The sequence below is a fragment of the Roseburia sp. 1XD42-69 genome (genome assembly GCF_003612565.1).
In the GTDB taxonomy this organism is placed as follows: Bacteria; Bacillota; Clostridia; order Lachnospirales; family Lachnospiraceae; genus Roseburia_B.
The window spans coordinates 1-26,350 of the sequence record NZ_RAZG01000011.1 but is presented as its reverse complement, the minus strand read 5'-3'; the positions used below and the strand labels follow the sequence as shown (position 1 = coordinate 26,350).

The following is a 26,350-nucleotide window of genomic DNA, read 5'->3' as shown; positions in this document are numbered from 1 at the left end:
GAAATCAGGAGGGCATTTATTATGCAGAAATTTAAAAGCAACACAAGAATAATTATCGGCGTGGATCATGGATATGGAAACATGAAAACCGCACACAGAGTATTTCGGGCAGGCGTGGAATGTATGGAGGACGAACCGATTGTCAGTAAAAATTTCGTGAAATATAAGGACAAATTTTATGTGATTGGGGAGTCGCACTTGGTATATCAGGGCAATAAAACGGATTCTGAGGATTTTTATATTCTGACACTTGCGGCATTGGCAGAGGAATTGAAGTTCAGAGGGCTGCATGAAGCAAATGTGACATTGGCGGCTGGACTTCCACTTGCATGGATGAAAAGTCAGGGCGCAGACTTTAAGCGCTATCTGATGAAAGAACAGGAACTGCATTTTGAGTTCCGAAAAGAGAGATATCATGTGCATTTGTGCGGCGTAGAAATATTTCCACAGGGATTTGCGGCTGTTGTCAATTTAGGTGCGATGTTGGGAATGAATATGCTGGCGGATATTGGGAACGGAACCATGAACGTGATGCAGATTATTGACAACAAACCGTTGAAAAAAAGTCTTGTAACGGATAAATTCGGCGCAGGTATCTGTATGAAAGAGATACAGAAAGAATTGTCAAAGGAAAGCGGTGAGGATATTCCCGAAATGTTGATTGAACCGCTTCTGCGGAAAGGTTTGCAGGGAAGAACAGATAATATCGCTAAGAAAGTAGAGTATATTGCAAAAAAGTATACGGAAAATATCAGAAAGCGTTTGACAGACTATGGATATAAGGAAGAACTGGTACACCTGTATGTGATTGGCGGAGGCGGCTGTCTGCTTCAGAATTATTCGGATTTAGGAGAGAAGGCAGGAGTGACTTTTATTACGGATATTTGTGCCAATGCAAAGGGATATGAAATTTTGGCAGAGAAGAAATTGCGCAGATAGATTGCATTGTTTCTATATCCGATAAGATATAGATTGATTTGTGGGAAAGGAATAAATTTTATGAGAGGAACATATCGCTGTACCAATGTAAAATTCTGCATGGAAGATGAGAACCAGCGCAGGGCATGGGAATATCTGCATGGGTTGAACCGTAGGGATGGTTCTTATGGAAAAGTGCTTGCAGATGCGCTTATTGCAGTGATAGGCAGTCAAAGTAATTTGCAAAATGCGATGAGGAAACGGTTTTCAGGTAAACAGTGTGAAGACTCAGGAGACGAGATTAAGGAGTTTGCAAATAAAGTTGCGGAGGTGGTGTTAGAAGGTATAACCGATTATTTTGCCGACAAAGCTGTTTTTCAAGGTACAAAACAAAGACTTGATGAAACGCAAGTATCCAAACCGGAGCCGGAAGAGGAGATTGCAGAAGATATGTTGGATTTTGCTTTTTCAATGGGAGAGTAGCTTGCAAAAGAATAGAGTGTAAATGGTACCGAGTTGGCACCCGATTAATGGGGTAAAGTGATTTTGGGTGCCAATTAGGAACCGTATTAGGAGCAGGATGGCAGAAGCTTTTCTGTTTACAAAAAATGAAGCGCGGGCGCAGAGATAGAAAATATGCAATAATGACCCTTGGAAAATTTGCTAAAAAGTAGAATATCAAGCACTGGATTCGGATATCCAAATAGCGATTTTGCAACGTTTACACATTTGCAAATTGGATATCCAATCCGCTTGCTGCTTGTAGGGGAAAAATCCCCTAACCCCTTATGAAATACATAAAGAACGGAATGCAGAGCAAGAAAACAATGGTATCAATTTTTAGTCAATCTATGGAACGATGGAGGTTGAAAATGGAAAAACGAAATCGAAAGAATCAGCTTATTTTACGCCTGAGTGATGATGAGAAGTATATTTTAGATGCCAAATGTAAAAATGCAGAGTACAGGAACAAAAACGATTATCTCCGGCATTTGATATTGTATGGATATACTTACTTTGTAGATTACTCGGAACTGCACGACTACAATGTCAATCTAAGCAGAATCAGCAAAAGCCTGAACCAGATAGCGACAAGGATAATTTCTACAGGTAATATTTATCGGGAAGATATGGAAGAAGTAAAGGAGCTGATGAAACAGGTATGGCGTACACACGAATCCATGCTGTCAAAGCAACCGTACAGAAAGCATTAAAATATATCTGCAATCCAGAGAAAACTGATGGACAGATTTTGATAGATTCCTTTGCCTGTGGGATAGAGACAGCGCATTATGATTTCATGGATGCATTGTCAAAATCTTCCGGTGTTGGAAATAAGCAGGCATTCCACCTGATCCAATCCTTTGCGCCGGGGGAAGTGGATTTCGATATGGCTCATCAGGTGGGAATGGAGCTTGCGGATAAGTTGTTAGAAAATAAATACAGTTACGTTATTGCAACGCATATCGACAAGGAGCATTGTCATAACCATATCATTTTCTGTGCGGTTGATAATGTGGAACATAAAAAATACAATGACTGTAAGCGTACATACAGGCAGATACGGAATTTGTCAGACGAACTATGCAGGGAACATGGATTGTCGGTCATTATTCTATCAGGACAAAAAGGAAAGACACATTATGAGTGGCAGATGGCAGAGGCGGGAACTTCGTGGAAAGCGCAGATGAAATCTGATATGGACAATGCCATTCGTGATGCGCACAGCTATGAAGATTTTATCAGCCAGATGCAGACAAAAGGATATGAGGTAAAAGGGGAAACTTTTGGAGATAATGCGCTGAAATATTTATCTTTTTCTGCTTCGGGGCAGACACGTTTTACACGTGTCAGTGAAAAGAATTTCGGTGTGGGATACACGAAAGAATCAATCAGAGAAAGGATCGAAAAACGTATAAGGGCACAGGAAAAATTCCCTGTAAAAAAGAAATTTCCCTTTCCAAAGCGACCGGATGCAAAGCGGACTTTGATTGATACAGACAAGGAGAAGTTTCAAGAGAATGGTGCGTTAAAGCATTGGGCGGATATACAGAATTTAAAGATTGCTGCGGCGAGTTATGCAGAGGGTGGTTCCGTAGAGGAACTAAAACAGAAAATATTAGAGAGAAGTGCTGTGGCAAAAGAGGCACGAAGTGCGATTGTGGATTTGGAGCATGAGATGAAAGCTAAAGCGGAAATCCTAAAATACGCAAAACAGTATATGGCAAACAGGAAATACCAGAGAGGATATGAGAAAGCGAAGGATCAGGATGCTTATTTCCGAAGCCATGAAACACAGATTATTCTATTTGGTGGCGCTGAAAATATGTTGAAGAGGTACGGAGTAAAGATGGCATCTTTAGATGTGGAAAAGATGCAGGTGGAATATGATGCAATGACAGCGCAAAAGGCAAAACTGAAGAAAACATATCAGACAGCAGAAAAGGAGGCGATGGAAGCGGATAAGCAGTTGAAGAACATAAGGCAGTATTTAGGGATTGAGAAAGACAAACAGGAAGCGACAAAGCAGCACAAAAAGCAAGATATGAGTTTATAGGAGAGAGGAAAAGTTTATGAATTTGACTTATGAAAAATGTGGAGACTATCTGATACCGAACTTAATTCCTGATCCGGAGCCGGCGGGAGAGGTGAGAAAGTTTGAATTGATGCGGAAATCTTATGTAGAGAATCATAGGAGAGGTATTTATTCGGGGTTATTGTTATCGGGTAAATTGAAAGAGCATCTGCTGATGATACAAGAACAGGCGGAGGAAAGGTTCGATTTGCTGATAGAGCAGATGGCAAAACAGGAGGGAGTAACGGAGCAGTTAAAAGCGCAGAATCAGATGCTTTGGGTGCGGAGAATGAATAATATTCGGGCGAGGGCAGAGGAGATTGTGAGGGAAGAAATTATATACTGTCTGTAAAATTTCGGAGCAGAGAAATCTGCTCCATGTTTGTATATATTTTTGTTGATATCCGGCGTTTTTGCGCTTATAATATTAATGGAATATTTTGCTTTTTGGGGGAGCGAAAGTATGGAATACATTACAATTAAAGAAGCTGCAGAAAAATGGAATCTTTCAGTAAGGCGAGTACAGACTATATGTAATGAGGGTATGATACAAGGCACTATAAAATTTGGTCATGCTTGGGCTATTCCGAAAGACGCCGAGAAACCAGCGGATAAGAGGATTAAGACTAAAAAATATATGAAGCGATAATTATAAAATATACAGTTTGAATTAGAATATGAAAGGTGCAATTACTATGTTGCCAGAAGAAAGAGCACGCATAAAAATAGACAATCAGCTTGTCAATGCTGGGTGGGATGTTGTTTCCAGACATGAATATATCCCAAATAGTGCATCAGCGGTTAAGGAAGCATTAATGCAGGGAAATACAGAAAGTGACTATCTGCTTTTTGTGGAAGATAAAGCGATAGCTGTTGTAGAAGCAAAGAAGGAATCTGATCCATTAGGAAAAGAAGTAGAGAAACAAGCCGAAAGATATGCAGTTCATCTGCAGTCATGGTATGGCTTGTGGTTTGAAGGCCTAATCCCACTTGTGTATATGGCAAATGGAAACAAGATTTGCTATAAAAATATGCTCATTTCGGACAGTGAATATGAAGAACTGACTGAAATGCATTCTCCTAAGAAAATGTTGCAGATTATAAACAAGGTATCTGAGTATGGCGCTTTGCCAAGGCTTGAGAAAAGAGGACTTCGTGACTGTCAATATGATGCTGAAATAGAATTTGAAAAATCAATTAAGGCTGGCAATAAAAAGAATTTGGCGATACTGGCTACAGGCGCCGGCAAGACATATTTGGCGTGTTTGGCATCCTATCGCCTGTTGAATTATACATCGGTAAAGAGGATTTTGTTTCTTGTCGATAGAAACAACCTTGCAAGACAAACTGAGTCGGAGTTTAGCCTGTTTGACAAGACGGAAAATCGTCAGACTATGAGTTCGTTATATCAGATAAGGCGTTTAAAAAAGGAAAAGGATATCAAAGGAGATATTATTATCTCAACAATCCAGAAGCTTTTTTCAGTCTTGACAGGACAAGCGCTGGAAGAAAGTAATGAGGATGTTGAAGATGAGAACATAAAGAAAGAGGAAGAACAGGAATCAGCAGAAAGCATTCAGCTTGGTAATGATTTGAAGCTTCCAGCAGATTATTTCCAATTAATTATTGTGGATGAATGTCACAGATCTATTTATGGAAAGTGGAAAGCAGTGCTTGATTACTTTTCAGATGCGAAAATACTTGGTCTTACTGCTACACCCACGCCAGAAGCATACAGCTTCTTTAATAATAACATTATCAAAATGTATACATATGATGATTCTGTTGTTGATGGCGTAAACGTACCAGCAAGAACCTATAGAATAATGACAGATGTTACTGAGCATGGGGGAATAATTGAGGCTGGAACAGAAATTATAGAAACGCCACGTCGCAGGGATGAGCCTGTCACATATACAGCGACACAGCCAATAGAATATACGCCTATACAGTTGGACAGGTCAGTTATTAATCGGGATCAGATAAGAAAGGTATTGATGGCTTATAAAAATGCTATCTATACAGAATTATATCCGGAACGGGAACAAAAATGGGAATACATACCCAAGACATTGATTTTTGCCAAGGATGATAACCATGCTACAGAAATTGTCGATATGACAAAAGAAGTTTTTCAGAACGAGTTTGAAAATGGGAAAGTTCCGGAGAATTTTGTGCAAAAAATTACTTATTCATCAGTAGATTCCAATGGACTTATTCGAGATTTAAGAACAGAGAAAGATTTTCGTATCGCTGTAACAGTCACATTAGTTGCTACGGGAACAGATGTGAAGCCATTGGAAGTTGTATTTTTTATGAAAGACGTAAACTCCGATGTGCTCTATACACAGATGAAGGGACGAGGGTGTCGCATAATCAGCGACGATAAGTTGAAAGAAGTGACACCCAATGCCGATACGAAAGAATGTTATTACATTGTAGATGCTGTCGGAGTGACAGAACATGAGAAAAATATACCCCATCCAATAGCGACTTCTGGAGGCGGAAAGAGGACATTGAGTTTGGAACAGCTTCTTGAACATTTGGCACATAATGAAGTCAGTGATGAGAACTTAATGCTTCTTAGAGATTATTGTGCAACAATTAACAGGCGTTATGAAAATGATGTATTATTTGGAAGACATCTTGATTATTTTATAACAACCTATGGTTTTGCACCAAGGACAGTGGCGAATGATATCAATAACGCATTTTCAGAAGGAATTATGGTAGAGTATATTAGTCCTTCACGAGATAATTCTATGAGAATGAGGCTTATCTATAGATTGATTAGTAATATTCCAGCAAGAAAGAAACTGCTTGAAATGCAGCGGGGATATTATGCAATAGCAAGTGATAAAGATAAAGTAATCTATGCCGGCTTTTCAAAAGAATCTGCCAAGACTTATATTGAAAATTTTGAGAAATATTTGAATGAGAATCGTGATAGCATCGAGGCACTTAGGATTCTTTATAATTCGGAGGACATCATAATTACGCATACTATGCTTGTAGAACTAAGAGATAGGCTTCTTGCAGAAAACAAACAGTATGGTATCTATCAGATATGGAAAAATTATAAGTTTCTTGATTCGGAAGGTAAGGTTGAAGAACTTGATATTAAAACAAATATAAATGCACTAACACATTTAATTCAGATAGTGCGTTATGCGTATAAGAGAAATCAGAAACTTACAAGCCTCTTTACAGGATATGGGCAGAGATTTAATCTGTATTGTGGACAGAATCAACGTATTTTAACAATTGAGCAGGAGCAGATTATGAGACAGATTGCAGGATATGTGATAGATGGCGGGGCAATTTCTGTGGCAGAATTGAATGAGGCAGATACGGATTTATGGCGAAAAGCTGTAACAATTTTCGGTGTATCAACGCTAAAAGAGGAAATGTCAGCTTTATCAAAAATTATATTAAAGGTGGCTTAAAATGGCAAATCAAAAAAATGAAGCAGCTTTATTGAAAAAGGTATGGGATATAGCGAATGTTTTGGCAGCGGCAGGTGTCGGATTTACAGACTATATCACACAGCTTACATATATTCTTTTTCTAAAAATGGATGAGGAGAAAGAAGAACTTGGGCTTAACAGTACTGTTCCCGAGGGATATAAGTGGAAGGATTTAGCTGGTCTTAATGGAACGGATCTTGTTGAAAAATATGAAGAAATATTGAGGGAGCTTTCAAAGGATGAAGGATTAATCGGAACTATTTTTACAAGGGCAACGAATAAGATTGACCGTCCGGTTATGCTTGCTAAAGTCATAGAAATGGTAAGTGAAGAGAACTGGTATATGATGGAAGGAGATTTTAAAGGTGCCGTCTATGAATCAATTCTTGAAAAAAACGGACAGGACAAGAAAAGCGGAGCAGGTCAGTATTTTACGCCGAGAGCATTGATTCAGGCTATTGTTGAGGTAGTCAATCCTAAAATTACAGAAACAGTTGCAGATCCCGCCTGTGGTACTGGAGGTTTTCTGCTTGCGGCTTATGAACACATGAAGAGTCAAAGCAAGGATATAGAAAAGCAGCAGTTTTTGAAGAACAATGCGCTCTTTGGAGCGGATAATACATCTTTAGTTGTAACGCTTGCTTCTATGAATTTATATCTGCACGATATTGGCATCAATAAGAGTCCTATTGCATATCAGGATTCTTTGATAGATACATCTGACAGAATGTTTGATGTAATACTGGCAAATCCGCCTTTTGGAACCAGACCGCAGGGCAGCGTGGAGGTTGCAGTCAATAGACCTGAGTTTGTAAAGACATCTGATAATCAGGTCAATTTTTTACAGCATATTATGTCTATTGTAAAGAAAGACGGGCGTGTTGGAGTGGTGCTTCCAGATAGCGTTCTTACGGATATGGGAGCTACGGAGAAAGTAAGGGAAAAGCTTCTGAAAAATTTTAACCTTCATACCATTCTCAGACTTCCCACTGGTATATTTTATGCGAATGGTGTAAAAACAAATGTGCTTTTCTTTGAGAAGGGGAAAGCAACTAAGGAAATTTGGGTTTATGATTATAGAACGGGTATTAAACATACGTTAGCAGCAAAACCCATGACGAGAGCGCATCTTCAGGAATTTGTGGATTGCTATTGTGTTGGTCATGAACATGACAGGGTTGCTACTTATAGTATTGATAATCCGAATGGACGGTGGCGGTGTTTTTCCGAGGAAGAAGTTAAAGGTGCAGATAATCTTGATTTTAAGTGGATTGATTTGGAAGAGAAGGATGAGAGAACGATTCCAGAAGTGCTTACTGATATGCAGATAGAAGCGGATGGAATTGCCGAGTCGGTTGCTTTGCTTAAGCAGATATTAGGAGGGGTAGCTTTTTGATAGATACGAATGTGATTAGAGATAAAGTATTATCCTTAGCAGTAAACGGAAAACTTGTAAAACAAGATTTTACAGAGGAATCAGCAGATATTTTGATTTCAAGAATTAATGAAGATTTACATGGTCAGATTCATGCGGAGACTTGGAAGAAAGATGAAATTCCATTTGAAATTCCGACTAATTGGAGTTGGTGTAGATTGTCGGATATTGGATATACAAATATAGGATTAACATATCACCCACAGGATATTGTTAAAGATGGAATAATTGTAATTCGTTCCAGTAATATCATAAATGGCGAAATAGACTATACAGATTTAGTTAAAGTAAATTGTCCAATTCGCAAAAATCAATATTTAAATAGAAATGATATCGTCATTTGCGTTAGGAACGGAAGCAAAGCGCTTGTTGGAAAATGTGCTATATTCAAAGAAACATCAAGAAAGGTGGCTTTTGGAGCATTTATGGCAATATTCAGAACACCGTGCTATAGGTATGTTTATCATTATCTAAATACTCAATTATTTAGAAGATATTTTAATAGTGATGATACAAAGCAAATTAATCAAATTACACAGAAAATATTAAAAAATGCTTTGATTCCATTACCACCTCAAAATGAACAAAATCGCATTGTAGATAAAATTGAGGAAATATTTAGTGTATTAGATACTATTGATGAATATCAATCTCAATATTTATTTAATGTAGAGACATTAAGAAATAAATTATTTGACGCAGCTATTCAGGGCAAGTTATCGGAACAGCGCCTAGAAGATGGAACAGCAGAGGAGTTATATACAAAGTTGCAAGCAGAAAAGACTGTGTTAATGCAAGAAGGTAAAGCCAAGAAAGAAAAAGTCTTACCTGAAATAGCGGAGACTGAGATACCATTTGACATTCCACCAAATTGGAAATGGGTACGTTTGGGAGACATTTCTGTGAAAATATCATCTGGTAATACTCCAGCAGGTGGAAATAAATCAAATGTCTATGTGGAGAAAGGATATAGCTTTTTTAGAGAACAAAATATCTATAATGATGGAATTCATGAAGAAGGGTTGGTTTATATAACAGAGGAATTGCTTAAAACAAGAGAAAACAGTACTGTTATGCCAATGGATATTCTTCTTAACATTACGGGTGGCTCTATTGGTAGATGTGCTTTGGTTCCAGATGATTTTACAAAGGGGAGTATTAACCAACATATCCTAATTGTTAGAATGATTGATCCAAGATTGAGATTTTATGTTCATACCTGCATTTGCAGTCCATATATTCAGAAGTATATAAAAGGAAATACAGTAGGCGATAAAGATGGATTTAGTGCTGGCAGATGTAAAAATATGCTGATACCCTTGCCACCGTTAGAAGAACAACAAAGAATTGTATCAAAATTGAATAAAATATTAGCATTTGCTGCAATGTGACTGAATTTAATTTAAACAGTTTAGATGTTTGAATGAATTATTAGTTTTAGAACAGTACGAAGGGATTTATACATAATGAAAAAATATTTTTTGAAAGACAAATCACTTAATAATATTGATGATGATTTATTTAGATATCAGGATTTTGCAAACAATTTGCGAAAGCTTATAGAACATAATGAAGTTCCTTTTAATATAGCTGTTATCGGGAAATGGGGATTGGGGAAATCTTCCATAGTTAATATGGCACTTGCGCCTTTGAGAAAAAAGGATAGGAATAAAGAATTTCTTATATGTGATATTAATGCATGGAAATATGAGAAAGATGAAATAGGAAAAGCATTTTTAAAAGAATTATGGGAAGGTATCAGTGAACGAAAAGTATTAAGCTTTAATTTTTTCCATAAAGATTACAGTGATACAGTAAAAGAAATGTTGAAGGATGCAAATAGCACTTCAAGAAAAAATGCAGGAATTCTTAAGTTTTTGAAATTTGTTGTTATAGCAATTGTACTTTCAATAATTGCATTTATAATCTATTGCTATTTTAGTAATGGCTTTTATGGAGTTGCCTTTCAAGGAACACAGTTTTGGGTATCAACATTTTTGAGGTATTGTAAAAATATGGGAAGCATATTGATTATACCGTTAGTTGTTTGGCTTGGTAAGTTATTTATGGATAAGCTTAATGAACCTGCTTATAAAAATTATGAAATAAGTTTTCCGCTACAGACACAAGCGGACTATGAAATGTATTTAAAAAACTTACTGCAGGAATATTATAAAATAAATCCAGAAAAAAGGATAATTGTTGTAATAGATGATTTGGATAGGCTTAGTGCAGAAAAAATCGTAGAGGCATTAGATGCATTAAAATTATTTATGGAATATGATAGGTTTATATTTATTGTACCTTTTGATGATGAAATACTTAAAAATGCTTTAAAGACAAAAAGAATAAATGGAATTAGTACATTTGGCAATGAGTATGACGGCGAAATGGTTTTAGATAAAATTTTTCAATATAAAATGTATTTGCCACAGTTGATTAAATATGATATGAGGAATTATGCTTTTGAAATTTGCAAAAATGATTGCAGTGATTTCATTAGAGAGTATTGTAATGATAATTATGAACTCTTTGAAGAAATAGTCGGGAAAATACTAATACATAGTGGTGTTTCAACTCCAAGACAAGTGAAAAAAATAATTAACGCATTTGTTGAAAATGTAATGATTGCCAGAGATCGGGAACAGGCGGAAAAAGTAGCGGAAGGATTTGCTGCTGAAAAAATAGGTTTACAGACGATTGCCAAAATATCAGTTTTGCAGTCAGATTATAATGAATTTTATGATTTACTTTTTAAAGATGCAAATGTTATTAATGAGATACTTGAAGTTCACCGAAGTAATGGCGAGAAAGAATCATCGGAATTATTAAAAAATTATTTTGATGATAAGAATGTGCTTAAGAAAAAGTATGAGCCGTTGGTTAATTATTTGATATTTACTGAGAATTTAGGGCATAACAATATTACCCCGTATTTGTATATGTCACAGACCAAAGAAGGGGTATTGGTCGGAGATCAGAAACAGCAAGACTTTATGGCTGCAATTGAAAGCTGTAATTTTGTTTCCGTAAAGCAGTTGATAGGTGAAACACCAATTTTGATTTCTTTATTTATTGAACAATTAAGATATAATGAGTCACCGATGATGGGGAATATTGTATTATCTGCAATTGACTGTTATGATGCTATATCTGAAGATGATAGGGAGAAACTGGCATTTTCCATTTCGGAAAGAATTCCAGAGCTTTCAAGTTCGTTATGTGATTTTAGATATGATTTAATAAATGAAAAAAATTTGGTAGCGGTATGTCACAAGGTAAATGATGATGGATATAACGGTTTGGTTGAATGCGCATTAAACAGGAATCAGCAGGATGGAAATTATAAAAATAGGGTTATCTTAATCAATAAAATTTCTCGAATTAAATATGAACTGTCAGAAGAGGTATTAAACAAATTTGAAATTTATACCAAAGAATGGATGATATCAGATGAGTCAGGAGTGCAAGATGTCATAGATTATGCGGCAGGTGAGGAAATCAATTATTTTGCTAACGTATATGGGAAAGAGTACGTGAAAAAAATTGCAAAGCATATCACAGATAATGATGATTTTGATGATACAATGATTAAGCAGTTTGGAAATGTTCTCAGTGCTTTTTTAGAGAATAACTCTATTATGGAAATTGCAGATGTACTTGAACCATGTTATGAGTATCCAATACTGCATAAGATGTTGGATGCATCAATTAGTGAAATGGAATATAAGGAAATTCAGAATGCAAAAGATATTGCAATCAAGATAGCTTCAGTGGGGGTAAAAAATCTTAAAGGAATTTATGGGTACAGAATTCTATCAAAATTATCATATACAGTTAATGCTGAGGAAGGAAAGAATATGGATGTATTTTTTTCGGATACTGTAGGAGAGATAGAATTTTCAGATATGATTGAAACATTTTCAAATAATAATACTTTAGATATGCTGCCGCAAACAATTGGTAGATTAAATGAGTACGCTTTTGAAGAAGAGGGATATGCATCTGACGTTAGAAGACTTTTAAAACGATATACGAAAGAGCAGACGGATACATTCTGGAATAACTTAGATAATTTGTGCCGATACTCGTCTGGCAGGGAGTATAAAATAATAAGTGATTTAATAGTAGATTTATCAAAGGATGATCATTATGATAAAGAAGCAATAAATGTTATTGAAAAAGATATTATATCTGGAGCGGCAAACTATTATAACCAAGATAATTATTTACTGTTTGCTATTCAAGTAGTAAGCGCATATAAAGATAAGATTTCGCAAAGTGTTCTTGATAAGTATAGTACTGTACTTTTGAAAGTTATTGCTACTGATACGGATAACGCACTTAATGCTTATAGAGTAGTAAATAAGTTAAATAGTAAAGAGTTTTGGTGTAAAAATATAGGCACTGTATTAGGGTATGTTACAAAAGGAACATATGCTGTTATTTATGATATCATAACTGGGCGAATAGAGTTGTTTAATAAGGAAAATGATAATTTAACTCAATTGGTTGATTTTTTGGTTGATTACATAGACTTATCAACTAATCCAGATGATGTGATTAATATATTAAATGCACAGTTTTCAAAAATAGGAAAAGTTGCGCAATTGGTTCATAAGTTGATGAACATTGAATATGATGAAGATAATGCAAGCACTAAACTGACAAAGTTTATTGATAATTGTGAAGTGAGTGTTATTATAAAGATTATTTCTGATGAATGGGGAAAAGACGATATACACAAAGAAAAGCTTGTAAAAATCTTGTCAAAGTCAGAGAAATATTCTGTTCAAGCGTTGCTTTATCGTATTAATGAAAATAAGGAAAGTATAAGCAAAAATGATTTAATTTCCTTATTGGAATTTTGTGAAAGTGATGTAACAGAAAACAATATTGAATCACTTGTAAATATTATGAGATATTTGTTAGAAAATTATTTTGAAAAAGATATATGTACTCAAATTCTTGTGCAAATTAGTAATTTGACGCATATAGTAATTGCTAAACAACGAGAAAATTTATGTATGATACTTACTGAAATTTTTCAAAAATCGTCTAGTGAAGAAAATAAAAGAAAGTGTGCTGTTATTATTAAGGACAAAGGATTTGGCAGGAAGATGAAAGGCAAATTAGATGAAAGCGAGTTGAAGGAATATAGGTCATATTTATCGTAGAATATTTATACGTCAATGCGATGTTTTCATGATTTCAGTAAATAACCTGTAACTTGTTGCGAGGTATTTGACTATTGCCATAGAAAGTGGCATAAGAAAAAGATAAAGGAAGTGCAATTAAAAATATTGGAGTAGAAAGCAGATGACGATATGAAAACAATAGATGAATACATAAAAACAGATGATAAGGCAATATGTGAGAATATAGACGATTTAGAGTATAAGACAAGAGATAAGGTTGCACAGAATATGCTGAGTTATTTTCGTAACCTTGTGGAACATATTGCAGTCAGGGTGTATGCGGAGCAACACGAAAATGCTTTTGTAGATTATGATACAATACCGAAGGCTGTTGAATTTTTAAAGACAAGCAATGAATTTTATTTTCTTAGGAAGTTCCATCAACTGTTGCAGGAATCGCGTTCTCATTATACGCCGGATAATGATGGGGCAGAACGGTTGCTTTTAAAATATTATGAATACTTACTACAGATTAAAGATTTTGTTTATAGAAGATATCAGATACAGATTCTTTCCAATATAGACAAGTTTCCGATTGATTTGGATGATACACTGCAACAGTATTATGAAAAAATTGTGGAGAAATTGGATAAAGTTCATTATCAGAGAGCTCATGAGACATATAGTGAACGATTTTATGTGCAAAAATCAAAACCATTTTTTGTGAATCATCATGTTTATTACGAAAATACCTTAATTCCAACAAATGATGAGTCAAGTAAATTTAATAAGCTGGTGGTATTCTCAGCCTTTAAGATTCCGGCTAATTATGCGATAAAGGTAGATTTGGATGATGATATCATCGAAATATCTGGAAAATTTATGCCGATTAAGATTGTAACTGCATGGAGCGTATCTATAAGACCATGTGAGTTGAAAAATTTTGCAAAAATATTTGGATATAATATTGAGGTGCGTAGCGATCTTTCGGAATATATTGGATTAATGAATTATATATCAAGAACAGGGCTTAATTTAGTTGAAATTCTGGAATTTTCAGATAGAAGGTATCAGGCATTTAAAGAAAGAATTACGGAAAAGGCACAAAAAATTGTTCTATGTGATATTTTTGATAGAGCCAGAGATTGGATAAGAACAAATAGGTTAGGAAGTAATAGTGTCCGCTATTTGTTATACGGTCTTAATAACAAAATAATAAAAGCGCAGTTGTCGAAGGAAGAAAATTATAGAATGAAGGGACTTTATTTAGATATTAAAGTTCTCCCATTTGAGGAAATGCCATTCAATTCAAGCCTTTGCAACCATAACCCATCAATATATGATTTGTTTTCATGCATAAAATCAGAAGGAAGAGAACACGAATTACTAGCTCGCCGTATCAATATTAATGCAGATACATATGCGAAGTTATATACAAAAACAGATGAACTGGCAAAATTTGAGAATATTGATGAATTGGTAAAGATTTATAATGATAGTCTATACAGAAAGCATCAAAATAGAAGACTGGAAATTATGGGTAAAAATCTTTTTGTGAAAGGCTATGAGGATGATACAAAAGAAATAATTCAAAACCTGATTTCTTTAACAGAAGAAGGAGTGGTTGATTATAATGCCTCTGTGGAAGATTGGCTTATAGAGAATCCGAATGTGATAGATAGTGACGAAAAGAGGGCTATCCTGCTTAGAATGTTTGAGAACTCAAGCCTTGCAATGATTTATGGGGCAGCAGGAACGGGCAAATCAACTTTGATAAAACATATTTCACAGTTTTGGAATGACGGTTCTAAGGTCTATATAGCAAATACCCATCCTGCAGTAGAGAACCTGCGAAGAAGGGTTAAAGACAATAGCGGTGAATATTTAACCATTAAGAAGTTTATTTATTCATATCCGGCTGACAAAACCGTGGATATATTATTTATAGACGAATGTAGTATGGTTAGCAATCGCGATATGATAGAAGTTCTTAGAAAAAAGAATTTTAAATTGCTAGTTTTGGTGGGGGATATTTATCAGATAGAATCAATTCAGTTCGGAAATTGGTTTAATTTGGCAAGATATTTTGTTCCTGTAAAAGCACAATATGAGTTAACAGAACTCTATAGGACAGAAAACAAGCAATTACAAGAACTGTGGAGTAGGGTGCGCAATTATCAAGATAATATTACTGAATGGATGGGACATTGTGGATATACGACAAAGTTAGATGAGTCAATATTTGAGCGGACATCAGAAAGTGAAATTGTTCTGTGCCTTAATTATGATGGTTTATATGGAATCAATAATATTAACAGATTTTTGCAAAGTGATAATCCGAACAAAGCATTTGTGTTAGGAGTTTGGACATATAAAATAGGTGATCCGATTTTATTTAGTGATTCCTCAAAATATGATCCTATACTATATAATAATCTTGGAGGAAAAATAGTAAATATTGAGGAAGAGGAGAACAGGGTGCTCTTTTCCATTGAGATTGACAAGGTGTTAAATAGCATCCATGTTTCAGGAACAGAACTTGAACTTATGCCAAAATTAAATCCGGGTAAGTCAGTTGTAAGACTTGCAGTAAAAAAGAAAAATGCCGGAGATGATGATAACGATGATGAAGATGCAGAAACTAATGTACCATTCCAAATTGCTTATGCGGTATCCATTCATAAAGCGCAAGGGTTAGAGTACAATTCAGTCAAAATTGTTATTACGAAAGAAGTAGATGAAATGATTACACATAATATTTTCTATACGGCAATTACGCGAGCAAGGGAAAATTTGAAGGTGTATTGGACACCAGAGTCGCAGAAAAAAATTTTGGATAGTTTTATAAATGATGAAACATCATACGATGCAAAGATTTTTTCGGCACGGACAGGATTAAAAATTATTAAGAGGCGGGTAGTTTAATCTATAATGAGGATAGGAACATGGAACAATATGCGCAAAATATAATGTGTACAGATGAAGAAAAAGTAATCACATACTGTAAAAACATTATTAAGGCAGTTGAAAAAACACGTGATGTTGCCGCGCAATCTAAATTAAAATCACGTAAGATAAAGGATGCGCTGCAAACGAAGGACAAGCAGACAATGTGGAATGTGTTGCAGGAATACATACATAAACATCCAGAATTGTTTACAATGGCTAATGGCGTGCAGCTTAGACGGGTAGATGAAGATTTTTATAGAAATGTATCAGAAAAAGATGTGGCAAGGCAATTGGAAATTGTGATAGGGCTTATATATCTGAATGAAGCAAAGCATTGTGTGGCAAAAGAGACAATAAAGGCGTGTTTTAAGAAGTTATTAAAGCAATCAGGTGTATTTAGTGAGCATGAAATTGAAGTATTGCTTTTATAGAAGAGATGTATTTGTTATGATTGAGTTTTTATTCGAGTTCAATCGAGTATAAACTCGAAAAACATTAGAAGGGGGATTAGTATGGACAAAACAGATGCAAAAACAGCAATGGAAGAATTGACAATGCTGTTGATTTACTTATCTCATTTTACGGAAAGAGACAGGATGGCAGACCCAAATAGTAAATATGCATGGAAGGGTTATGATTTTGAGGTTCTGAACCGGCTTGATGAAAAAGATTACATAAGGCAGGGTTCCCATCGGTCAAAATCCATGTATATTACAAAAGAAGGCGAGGAGAAGGCAAAAAAGCTTATGGAGAAGTATGGTGTAGAAGATTGGTAAGATGTAATGCTTAAGAATGCAAAGATATCACTATTAAAAACTATATAAAGGAAGTAGATGTATGATAAAATCTTCAATAAATCCGGTTCTTACATTAGATTATATGATTCATGAGGATGAAAATAAAATTTTTGATCGAAAATCCGCACAATTGAAACCGTCAGATATTGCTGATGAGATATCTGCATATGCAAATGCAGATGGAGGGACAATAGTATTTGGTATCAGTGATAAAACGCGCCGATTGGAAGGAATCAATGCTGTAGGGGCGGAAAAAATTAATAATTTTATTAATGCTCCTATGGATTGCTGTAATCCTACACCGGAATATCAAGAGGAATTTCTTGATATAGAAAATGCGGAAGGACAACCGGACAGACTATTGTTGCTGCATATATATCCAAGTGTCGATAGAGTAATCAGCACCGCTAACGGTTCTGTATTTTTGCGTATCGGTGACAGAAAACGGGAGTTAAAGGGCGATGATTTGCGAAAGTTAGAGTATAGCAAAGGAGCCAGACATTATGAAGATGAATTGAATCATGATGTAAAGATTTCTGATTTGGATGAGGAATTAATAAAGCAATATAAAGAAATTCTTGGAAGTCCGGATATTTTGGCAGAGCAATTACTATCTTCAAGAGGTTTTTATAAAGAGCAAAATGGAAAAAAGTATTTGACAAATGCGGCTGTATTATTATTTGCGAAAAATGTATATCAATTTTATCCAAATTGCAGGATCCGTTTTATACGTTATGACGGAACATCGGCGGGTGTTGGTACGCAGATGAATATGATTAAAGATACCAACATTGAATATCCGATATTGAAAATTGTAGAAGAAGCAAAAAGGTTTATTGCCGCACAATTAAGAGAGTTTACTTCGTTAGATTCAGAAACGGGTAATTTTAAAACTGTAGAAGAGTATCCGCCGTTTGCATGGGCAGAAGGCATTGTAAATGCTGTTGCCCATCGTGAATATGCTATGGAAGGAAAATACATTAAAGTTACTATGTATGATGACAGACTGGAAATTGAGAGTCCCGGCAAATTGCCTAATATTGTGACTGTTGACAATATTAGGACTACAAATTTTTCGAGAAATCCTCGCATGGCTCGTGTATTAGCAGATTTTGGCATTGTGAAAGAACTAAATGAGGGAGTAAAACGTATATACTCAGATATGGAAAACTATTTTCTTGAAGCACCGGAGTATTCAGAGCCTAGCGGACAGACGGTAAAATTGGTTTTAAGGAACAATATTATTGCAAGAACGGCAAGACAAACTGAGACTGCTGAAAAGAAAATGGCGGAATATTGGAACAAGCTGGATGCAGTTGAAAAGGACATTGTTACAATTATGGGAAGCAGAAGCTGTATTACCGCTACGGAATTATCTGTGATGGTAAGTAAAACGAGAAGGACTATTAATAAAAAGCTTAGTAATTTATTGGAAATCGGGGTAGTAAAAATGAATGGTAATAAACATGATCCGGCATTGACATATTCGCTGAACATATAGTCCGCAGTAAATTCGCAGTTGTTCGCAGTTAGATAAGGCAAAATCTTTAATTATATGATTTTTTGGTTTTTTTCGTGGATGCAGCTTAGGAAAAAGATTTCGCAGTAAATTCGCAGTAGTTCGCAGTTGGTCTGGCAAGTGGCAAAAGGGTGCAATGCTGCGAGACACAATTCGCTCCGTGATAACACCATGATAACAAAAAATCCAAAAACCTCAGATACAGGGTGCATATCAAAGAAAAAACCGCCGAAAAAGCCCTGAAAATCACACAAAATCACCCTGATTTCCACCACAGAAAACCGTGAGGGTGGTAGAACAGTAGGTTCTGGTAGGGTTGCTACAATCATTGAGTAATCTTGTAATTAGAGCCAAATAATAAAAATAAGCACCGCAATCCTTTGAAAAATCAAGGGGTTGCGGTTTCTTAATGCCTAAAAATAATAGCGAACAAAAGGAAAAGCCACTTGCCGAAATTTCATTGAAAATGGCTTGTGGCTCTAAAATGGCTCTATTTTTATTCGCTGTCACTCTGATTCTTCTTAAATTGCCGCTCCAAATGTTCATTTCGGAGTTTCATTCTTGTAGCACTGTCTATATTTTCATACACTTTCTTTGTCACTGGCAAGGTGGAGTAATCAGCAATTTTCTGTTTTTTCCATATATCAAACATATCCTTTGGCGTAAAGTAGGCTTCAAAACTTTCCCGGCTCTCATTCAATGAAGCAAGGAATTGACACATATCTGCATTATATAAATGTCCTTTTTCGTTCCCATAGAATTTAATGTTTGCATACCAACGGTTATCTTCGGTTTCTATGTCATTGAAAAATTTATCGTTGATTTCCAGTTCATAGCGCAATTCTTTTAATTCGTTCAATTCTAAAAGAAAACTGATAATATCGCCCATAGACGATAAAGAAAATTCATTGTCTGAAATGCCAAAAAGCCAATCCAAAGAAACGTGGTATTGTTTTGCTATGGCATAAAGTACCTCGTTGGACGGAGATACCGTTCCGTTTTCATAACTGGATAGGGTGGATTGCTTTATGCCTAGCTTTTTGCAAAATTCACTTTGGTTCAAACCTAGATTTTTACGGAGTTGTTTTATCCGTTCTGCTATCTGAATTGTATTATCCATGCCGTTACCTCTTTTCTTTTTTGCTTTCTTATAGTATAGCACTTCCAATAAATATTGACAACAATAATAAATATAAAAAATGCAAATAAAAATTATTGACATAAATGATAGAGGGTGCTAGAATATCATTAACGCTAATAAATAGTGGAATAAATGATAAGGAGAGATTGCATGAACGGACAGAACTACTTATTGACTGCCGGAGAAGTTGCGGAAACATTGGGTGTTTCCAAAGGACACGCTTACAAACTGATAAGAGAATTAAATGAAGAATTACAGAGCAAAGGCTATCTTGTTGTTGCCGGGAAAGTGCCAAAGGCATTTTGGGAAACAAAGTTTTACGGTTACAATCAGCCGAACCAAACCGCATGAAAGGGGGATAAGGAATGTCTGCTTCAAGAGATGAAAAGACCGGGAAATGGACTGCTCAATGCTATTACGAAAACTGGAAAGGGGAGAAGAAGCACAAAAAGAAACGTGGTTTTGCCACGAAAAAAGAAGCGTTGGAGTGGGAAAGAGAATTTCTGAAAAGTACATCTGCCAATATGGATATGATGTTAGGCGCATTTGTTGATGTGTATTTCCGGGATAAGGCAGGAGAACTAAAGGAGCGCACGATAAAAAACAAGCGGTATATGATAGAAGCCCATGTATTACCTTATTTCGAGAATAAGCAAATGAACGAAATAAGCCCCTCTGATATTATCCAGTGGCAGAACGCTATTAGAGCAAAAGGGTATTCGCAGACTTATTTGCGTATGGTGCAAAATCAGATTACAGCATTGTTTACTCATGCAAGTAACATTTACAATCTCCACAATAACCCATGTAAAAAGGTTAAGAAAATGGGGAAGTCTGACGCTGACAAGCTGAACTTTTGGACGAAAGACGAATACGATTGTTTCATCAGCGGCATTGACCGGGAAAGCAAATATTATGTGATATTTGAAATTCTTTTTTGGACGGGGTGCAGAGAGGGGGAAATGTTGGCTTTAACAAAAGAAGATGTTGATTTTGAGAACAACCAAATCAGCATTACTAAGACTTATTACAGAACGGAACGCAGGGATATTATTACAACGCCGAAAACGGAACAGTCGGTTAGAGTGATTGACATTCCGCAATTTTTAACAAAAGAGATTGAAATGTATGTGAACCGTTGTTATGGTCTGCCGGATAATGAAAGACTGTTCCCGATTGTGGCAGAAGCGGTACAGCACAAGCTAAAACGTGAGTGTGTGAAATCGGGAGTAAAGCCGATTAGGGTACATGATTTACGCCATAGCCATGTAGCATATCTTATCAATCAAGGCGTACAACCTTTGATTATAAAAGAACGGTTAGGGCATAGGGATATTAAAATCACACTGAATACTTACGGGCATTTATATCCTAATCAGCAAAAGAAAGTGGCAGATATGTTAAATGCCGCAAGAAATGAAAATGCCCCTGCCGATTGACAAGGACATTTCACTACAAAGGCAGAGCCTGTTGTATTTATATCTCGCAAATATAGTATAACAAAGGCTCTGCCGAAACTCAATCGAATTATTTCAGTGGAGGACGCAAATGGAAGAAAAAAGAGAGAAAAATTATCGTTTAATCAACATGGAAGATGTAGAAGCAAGAGAAGTAAATTGGTTGTGGTATCCTTACATTCCCTATGGAAAGCTGACGATTGTGCAGGGCGATCCGGGGGAGGGAAAGACCACTTTTATTTTGCACCTTGCGGCACTTCTCACAAAAGGCGAAGCACTTCCCTGTGAGGAAACAGCAGAGGGTAGAGAGCCAGTCAATGTAATTTATCAGAACGCTGAGGACAGTTTGGAAGATACCATAAAGCCCCGATTGTTAGAAGCAGGAGCAGACTGTAACCGGGTGTTGGTAATTGATGAAAGTATTGATTGTTTGAGTATGACAGATGAAAGGCTAGTCCGGGCAATCAAGGAAACCGGGGCAAAAATGGTTGTGTTAGACCCGATACAAGCCTATTTGGGCGCAGATGTGGATATGCACCGGGCAAACGAAATCAGACCAGTGCTGAAGCAGTTGGGAAATATTGCGGAAGAATACGGGTGTGCGATTGTCCTTATCGGTCACATGAATAAGGCAAGCGGAAGTAAATCTACTTACCGGGGATTGGGTTCAATAGATTTTCAAGCTACTGCTCGGAGCGTGTTGGTAGTCGGCAGAATAAAGGACGATAAGACTTTGCGTGTGATAGCGCATGATAAGAGCAGTCTTGCGCCGGAGGGAACTTCAATAGCGTTTCGCATGGATAAGGACAACGGTTTTACTTGGGAGGGTGTTTATGATATTACGGTTGAGGAATTACTTTCCGGCGAAAGCAGAGGGCAGAAAACAAAGGACGCAAAATCATTTCTTGCGGAGATTTTGGCAGAGGGGCAGTTGTCCTGTAATGAGATTACAGAAGCGGCAAGGGAGAGGGGTATTAAGAAGAAAACGCTGTGGAACGCCAAAAAGGAAATGAACATTGATAGCGTGAAAGTAGGCAATCAATGGTACTGGACTTTGTAACAAAGGAAGATAGCAAGATTACCTTTTCTAAAGATAGGGTAATCTTGCCACCTTGATTAGAAGCGTGGCGGCAATAAGGCGGCGAAAAGCCGCACCGTCCGTAAGGACGGAAAGCCCCCGGCAGGGCGCAAAGGCACTTTTGATAAAGCGGAGCGTGTCGAAAGTGCTTTTGCGTTACTTTCGCAGAAAGTAACAAAGGCTATGCGCCGTTTCCGGCGCTCATTACCCGATAGGGAGAAAGGGAAATTGATTGAAGCGGACTATCAGCGTTATGACAGGGAAAGGCTCTGTCAACCACAATAGCAGAAAATTTCACGCAAAGAACACTGACCCGGAGCGGAGCTGTCTGAATGTGGAATACTGCAACGAAAATATCAAAGATGTTTACCACGAATTATTTGATGAAGCACTTGACCGGTACAATGAGAAGCAGACTAGAAGTGACCGCCGGATTGATGATTATTATGAGAAAATCTGTTCCGGCAAGCAGGAGAAGCCATTCCATGAAATTATTTTACAGATAGGCAACAAGGACGATATGGGGGCAAAGACAGAGGACGGACAGCTTGCGGCAAAAATACTTGATGAATATATGCAGGATTTTCAGCGGCGCAATCCCACATTGAGAGTGTTTTCGGCACATCTCCATATGGACGAAGCAACACCACATCTGCATATAGATTTCATACCTTATACGATTGGAAGCAAAAGAGGGCTTGAAACAAGAGTATCATTGAAAAAGGCACTGGCAGAACTCGGCTTCAAAGGCGGCACAAGGAGCGAAACGGAACGTAACCAGTGGGTAGCGGCAGAGAAAGAACAGCTTGCGGAGATTATGCTAAAGCATGATATTGAGTGGGAGAAAAAGGGAACACATGAGAAGCATTTGTCTGTACTCGACTTTGAGAAGCAGGAGCGGCAGAAAGAGGTTGCAGAACTGGAACAGACAATCTCCGGCAGTAAAGAGCAATTATCCTCTATTCTTCATCAGCAGATAGCGGCAGGACAGGAAACGGAGCAGATACGGAAAGAGGGAGAAGCGATCCGGCAGGAAGTATCGGAACTTTCCGCAACAAATCTTCTTTTGAAAGAGCAGACGGAAACACTGACGGAAGATAAGGAAAAGCTGCTGTCTGAAAATGAGAAATTGGAAAAACAGCAGAAAAAGTTACAGCAGGAACTTAACAAGATGGTACAGTCAAAGGAAGTCATGGAGCGCAATATACACGCCTATGATGAAGATGAAAAATGGCAGTTGTCAGAGCCGGGGGCATTGATGAGCGCAAAGGCATACCGGGACAAAAAGGCTTTACCGCTTGTGGAGAAATTAAAAGAGGTGGTAAAAAATCTGACTATCAAATGCGTACAGCTTACAGAGCAAAGCAAGAAATTTGCCGCCAAAGTGGACGAGCAACAAATACAGATTAGTCGCTTGACAGATAAGGTCATGGAGCAGAGCGACACCATAGACCGATTGCAGGAAAAAGCGTCTGATTTGAGGCGTTTGGAGTGTCATTTAGGTAGAGAACAGGTACAGTTGATATTGGAACGGTCAAAGGCATTAGAACAGATAGAAAAGGCAAATAAACGCCCGAAACGTGTGTTTGAAATGAGCCGATAGGAAAGTGAGGATTGATAGGATTATGACGGATATGGAAAAGAAAGTAATGATACGGCTGTGTGCTAAAATCGTAGCAGAAACAGACCTTTATGAAACGGACAAGGAAGTGCAAAATCTGATAGACTGGGTATGCCTTTCGGAGCAGATAAAGGAAAACAATAATACAATCCGCAATCTGACCGGGGAATATAAGAAGATAGAGCCGGACTGCCGGGAGGGAGTGCGGGCGCAGTTGGAGCGCATGAAAGAACTTTGCAAAGAGCGCAATAATCTGTATGAGAAGCAAACCGATTTGAAAGGGCAGAAGTGGAAAATAGAGAAATCGTTAGAACGATAATAAATGTGGGGCGCGGTGGTTGCTGCGCCCTATATTTTTGTGGTAAATGAGGAACGGAAGTGATATAATGAAATGGACAAATCGGAATTTTGGGAGGTGGATTTTATGTGGTTTTGGTGGTTTATGTTAATATGTGATTTATTAACTCCAATTGTTATGGTTGTAGGTGGAAGAATGATGTGGAAACATTGTCCAAAACATATAAATGGTATGTTAGGATACAGAACAACTCGTTCGATGAAAAATATGGATACATGGAAATTTGCTCACGACTATTGTGGAAAACTTTGGTGGAAAATAGGATGGTTAATGATGATACCATCTGCTTTGATACATATTCCGTTATATCATAGTGATGAAAGTACGATTGGGGTTGCAGGGGGAATTCTTGTAACAATTCAATGTATTATTTTGATTGTATCAATTTATCCGACAGAGAAAGCTTTGCAAAAGCATTTCAATGATAACGGAACACGTAGATAACTTCCGGTTTGTTGATTAGAGTGGTGGAGGATAACGAATTGATATTTTCCTTGTTAATGTTATTTATACATGGTGCTAGCACCATGTAATAAGGATGGATAAGGAGAAAATCGGTATTTTGCTGCTGGCTCTATTTTGGCTCTAAAATTTTTCAGAACAGTAAAAATATAGTGTCAAATCAGATAATATGATGAATAATAAGTAGCAAAAACAAGGAAAAACATTCAGATTTCATTTCCGAGAGCTCGTGAGGGTGGTAGGACTGTTGGGTCTGGTCGTGTGGCTACGATTATTGAGTAATTGGTAAAAAGCTAGATTTTATGGGGCTTTCCGAGAAATCGGGAAGCCCTTTTTGAAACTTTGCAACAGTGAAAATATGTAAAGCGGTGCCAAAACGGTGCCATAAAAAAGAACTCCGATGAAAGTGGTGCCAAGTTTCATCGGAGTTTGTCTTTTTACCAACCTTTTATTTGCTTTACCTGTTCTGCCCGTTCTTTGTCTTTGTGATACTGTAACTTGAACTGTATCGTTTCCACTACTTCCTTTCTTGCTTCATCATCTAACTGATAAAATGAAGTCAACAGGTTATCCACATCGGGCATACTGTTTTTCCCAAACAGGTACATAAGCGGATATAGGGAATTTTTCAGATATACTTTTACCCTGTTTCCGTCAAGAGCGCCATTCAGTCCATCGGGGAGCGTGGGATATATTTCTTCTTCGGTAATAGCGCCGGAGAATGGACTGGCGGCGCATATCTCATTCACATCAATTTCTAATTCGTTTGCCAATCGCAAGGCAAAGTCAAATCGGATATTGGAATCCTTTTGAATAATAGAATATAGTGTTGTAGCACTAATTCCAGTAGCCTTTGCAATCTGACGGACATTTGTGTTCTTACTGTCAAGTATTTCTTTCAGTTTCTTTCCATCGCCCATAGTGACCTCCTATTTTCTTATGTTGAATAATTACGAAAAGCATAAATCCTATTTATCATCATACCACATATACGAAAAACATAAAAGAGTAAAATAAGAAAAATGTAAATACGAAGTTCGTAAAAGTATTTTTACGAAGTGTTGACATTGTTTGGATAAGGTGCTAATATAAATATACGAAATTCGTACAACAAAGAAATACAAATAGTGTAATGAATTTCTAAAAGGGGAAAGGAGGACAAACGTGTGGCAAACTACCGTTATATGTTGAGTGCGGAAGATATAGCCAAAGAGTTAAATTGTTCAAAATCTCATGCCTACAAGATTGTAAAAGAACTGAACAAGGAACTTGCAGGACAGGGGTATATTACAATGGCAGGACGTATTCCGAGGGCATTTTGGGCAAAGAAAATGTACGGTTATGAGTTATCAATAAGCTAAGGAAAGCAATTTGGTAATATGTCAAGAGGAAAATGAAAAAGATTTTCATGGAAAAGGGTAACCTTAATAGACCT

23 protein-coding genes are annotated in these 26,350 nt (G+C 36.8%); 21 read left to right on the top strand and 2 right to left on the bottom strand.

Features of this window, described 5'->3' with window-relative positions; translation table 11 throughout:
* Positions 1-21: 21 nt before the first annotated feature.
* The 14 genes from D7Y06_RS07590 (at position 22) to D7Y06_RS07525 (ending at position 18,780) form a co-directional block, all read left to right on the top strand.
* Positions 22-939: a ParM/StbA family protein gene (locus tag D7Y06_RS07590; protein WP_120407207.1), complete on the top strand. Its 918-nt coding sequence runs from the start codon at positions 22-24 to the stop codon at positions 937-939.
* A gap of 60 nt (positions 940-999) precedes the next feature.
* Positions 1,000-1,401: a hypothetical protein gene (locus tag D7Y06_RS07585; RefSeq protein ID WP_120407206.1), complete on the top strand. Its 402-nt coding sequence runs from the start codon at positions 1,000-1,002 to the stop codon at positions 1,399-1,401.
* A 389-nt stretch (positions 1,402-1,790) separates the two neighbouring features.
* Complete coding sequence (locus D7Y06_RS07580; RefSeq protein ID WP_120407205.1) at positions 1,791-2,132, top strand: plasmid mobilization protein; 342 nt, start codon at positions 1,791-1,793, stop codon at positions 2,130-2,132.
* Complete coding sequence (locus D7Y06_RS07575; protein ID WP_120407204.1) at positions 2,081-3,475, top strand: relaxase/mobilization nuclease domain-containing protein; 1,395 nt, start codon at positions 2,081-2,083, stop codon at positions 3,473-3,475. Before D7Y06_RS07580 ends, D7Y06_RS07575 begins: the two co-directional genes overlap by 52 nt.
* 16 nt (positions 3,476-3,491) lie before the next feature.
* Positions 3,492-3,845 (top strand): TnpV protein, encoded by a 354-nt coding sequence (locus D7Y06_RS07570; RefSeq protein ID WP_120407203.1) that lies wholly within the window; start codon positions 3,492-3,494, stop codon positions 3,843-3,845.
* 111 nt (positions 3,846-3,956) lie between these two features.
* On the top strand, positions 3,957-4,142 hold the full coding sequence (locus D7Y06_RS07565; RefSeq protein ID WP_016299148.1) for a hypothetical protein: 186 nt from the start codon (positions 3,957-3,959) through the stop codon (positions 4,140-4,142).
* Between the two features lie 46 nt (positions 4,143-4,188).
* Entirely contained in the window at positions 4,189-6,939 is a 2,751-nt protein-coding gene (locus D7Y06_RS07560) for a type I restriction endonuclease subunit R (RefSeq protein ID WP_120407202.1), read from the top strand.
* 1 nt (position 6,940) lies between these two features.
* Positions 6,941-8,356, top strand: coding sequence for a type I restriction-modification system subunit M (locus D7Y06_RS07555; protein WP_120407201.1), 1,416 nt, complete (start codon positions 6,941-6,943; stop codon positions 8,354-8,356).
* Positions 8,353-9,786 (top strand): restriction endonuclease subunit S, encoded by a 1,434-nt coding sequence (locus tag D7Y06_RS07550; RefSeq protein WP_120407200.1) that lies wholly within the window; start codon positions 8,353-8,355, stop codon positions 9,784-9,786. The genes D7Y06_RS07555 and D7Y06_RS07550 overlap by 4 nt, the downstream gene beginning before the upstream one ends.
* A gap of 75 nt (positions 9,787-9,861) precedes the next feature.
* A complete protein-coding gene (locus D7Y06_RS07545) occupies positions 9,862-13,572 on the top strand; it encodes a KAP family P-loop NTPase fold protein (RefSeq protein ID WP_120407199.1) in 3,711 nt (1,236 codons plus the stop codon).
* A 150-nt stretch (positions 13,573-13,722) separates the two neighbouring features.
* Positions 13,723-16,458 (top strand): ATP-dependent DNA helicase, encoded by a 2,736-nt coding sequence (locus D7Y06_RS07540; protein ID WP_120407198.1) that lies wholly within the window; start codon positions 13,723-13,725, stop codon positions 16,456-16,458.
* Positions 16,459-16,478: 20 nt separating this feature from the next.
* Positions 16,479-16,913, top strand: coding sequence for a hypothetical protein (locus D7Y06_RS07535; protein ID WP_120407197.1), 435 nt, complete (start codon positions 16,479-16,481; stop codon positions 16,911-16,913).
* A gap of 81 nt (positions 16,914-16,994) precedes the next feature.
* A complete protein-coding gene (locus tag D7Y06_RS07530; protein WP_120407196.1) occupies positions 16,995-17,258 on the top strand; it encodes a DUF6429 family protein in 264 nt (87 codons plus the stop codon).
* A gap of 61 nt (positions 17,259-17,319) precedes the next feature.
* Positions 17,320-18,780, top strand: coding sequence for an ATP-binding protein (locus D7Y06_RS07525; RefSeq protein WP_120407195.1), 1,461 nt, complete (start codon positions 17,320-17,322; stop codon positions 18,778-18,780).
* A gap of 514 nt (positions 18,781-19,294) precedes the next feature.
* On the opposite strand, the gene D7Y06_RS07520 is transcribed toward D7Y06_RS07525, so the two are convergent.
* On the bottom strand, positions 19,295-19,918 hold the full coding sequence (locus D7Y06_RS07520; RefSeq protein ID WP_120407194.1) for a helix-turn-helix domain-containing protein: 624 nt from the start codon (positions 19,916-19,918) through the stop codon (positions 19,295-19,297).
* A gap of 171 nt (positions 19,919-20,089) precedes the next feature.
* Here D7Y06_RS07520 and D7Y06_RS07515 point away from each other — a divergent pair, with 171 nt between their 5' ends.
* The 6 genes from D7Y06_RS07515 to D7Y06_RS07490 all read left to right on the top strand — a co-directional run bounded on the left by D7Y06_RS07515 (position 20,090) and on the right by D7Y06_RS07490 (position 24,897).
* Entirely contained in the window at positions 20,090-20,290 is a 201-nt protein-coding gene (locus D7Y06_RS07515; protein WP_120407193.1) for a helix-turn-helix domain-containing protein, read from the top strand.
* Positions 20,291-20,304: 14 nt separating this feature from the next.
* Complete coding sequence (locus D7Y06_RS07510; RefSeq protein WP_120407192.1) at positions 20,305-21,378, top strand: site-specific integrase; 1,074 nt, start codon at positions 20,305-20,307, stop codon at positions 21,376-21,378.
* Between the two features lie 109 nt (positions 21,379-21,487).
* Complete coding sequence (locus tag D7Y06_RS07505) at positions 21,488-22,456, top strand: AAA family ATPase (protein ID WP_120407191.1); 969 nt, start codon at positions 21,488-21,490, stop codon at positions 22,454-22,456.
* Positions 22,457-22,727: 271 nt separating this feature from the next.
* A complete protein-coding gene (locus tag D7Y06_RS07500; protein ID WP_120407190.1) occupies positions 22,728-24,077 on the top strand; it encodes a plasmid recombination protein in 1,350 nt (449 codons plus the stop codon).
* 22 nt (positions 24,078-24,099) lie between these two features.
* Positions 24,100-24,414: a hypothetical protein gene (locus D7Y06_RS07495; protein WP_199714663.1), complete on the top strand. Its 315-nt coding sequence runs from the start codon at positions 24,100-24,102 to the stop codon at positions 24,412-24,414.
* A 105-nt stretch (positions 24,415-24,519) separates the two neighbouring features.
* On the top strand, positions 24,520-24,897 hold the full coding sequence (locus tag D7Y06_RS07490) for an SdpI family protein (protein WP_120407189.1): 378 nt from the start codon (positions 24,520-24,522) through the stop codon (positions 24,895-24,897).
* A gap of 455 nt (positions 24,898-25,352) precedes the next feature.
* Here the strand turns inward: D7Y06_RS07490 and D7Y06_RS07485 are convergent, their stop codons facing one another.
* The gene (locus D7Y06_RS07485; protein WP_016306478.1) at positions 25,353-25,835 is read right to left on the bottom strand and encodes a helix-turn-helix domain-containing protein; all 483 of its coding nucleotides are present in this window, start codon (positions 25,833-25,835) and stop codon (positions 25,353-25,355) included.
* A gap of 246 nt (positions 25,836-26,081) precedes the next feature.
* Between D7Y06_RS07485 and D7Y06_RS07480 the strand changes: the two genes are divergently transcribed.
* Positions 26,082-26,276, top strand: coding sequence for an HTH domain-containing protein (locus tag D7Y06_RS07480; RefSeq protein ID WP_016284770.1), 195 nt, complete (start codon positions 26,082-26,084; stop codon positions 26,274-26,276).
* Positions 26,277-26,350 lie beyond the last annotated feature (74 nt).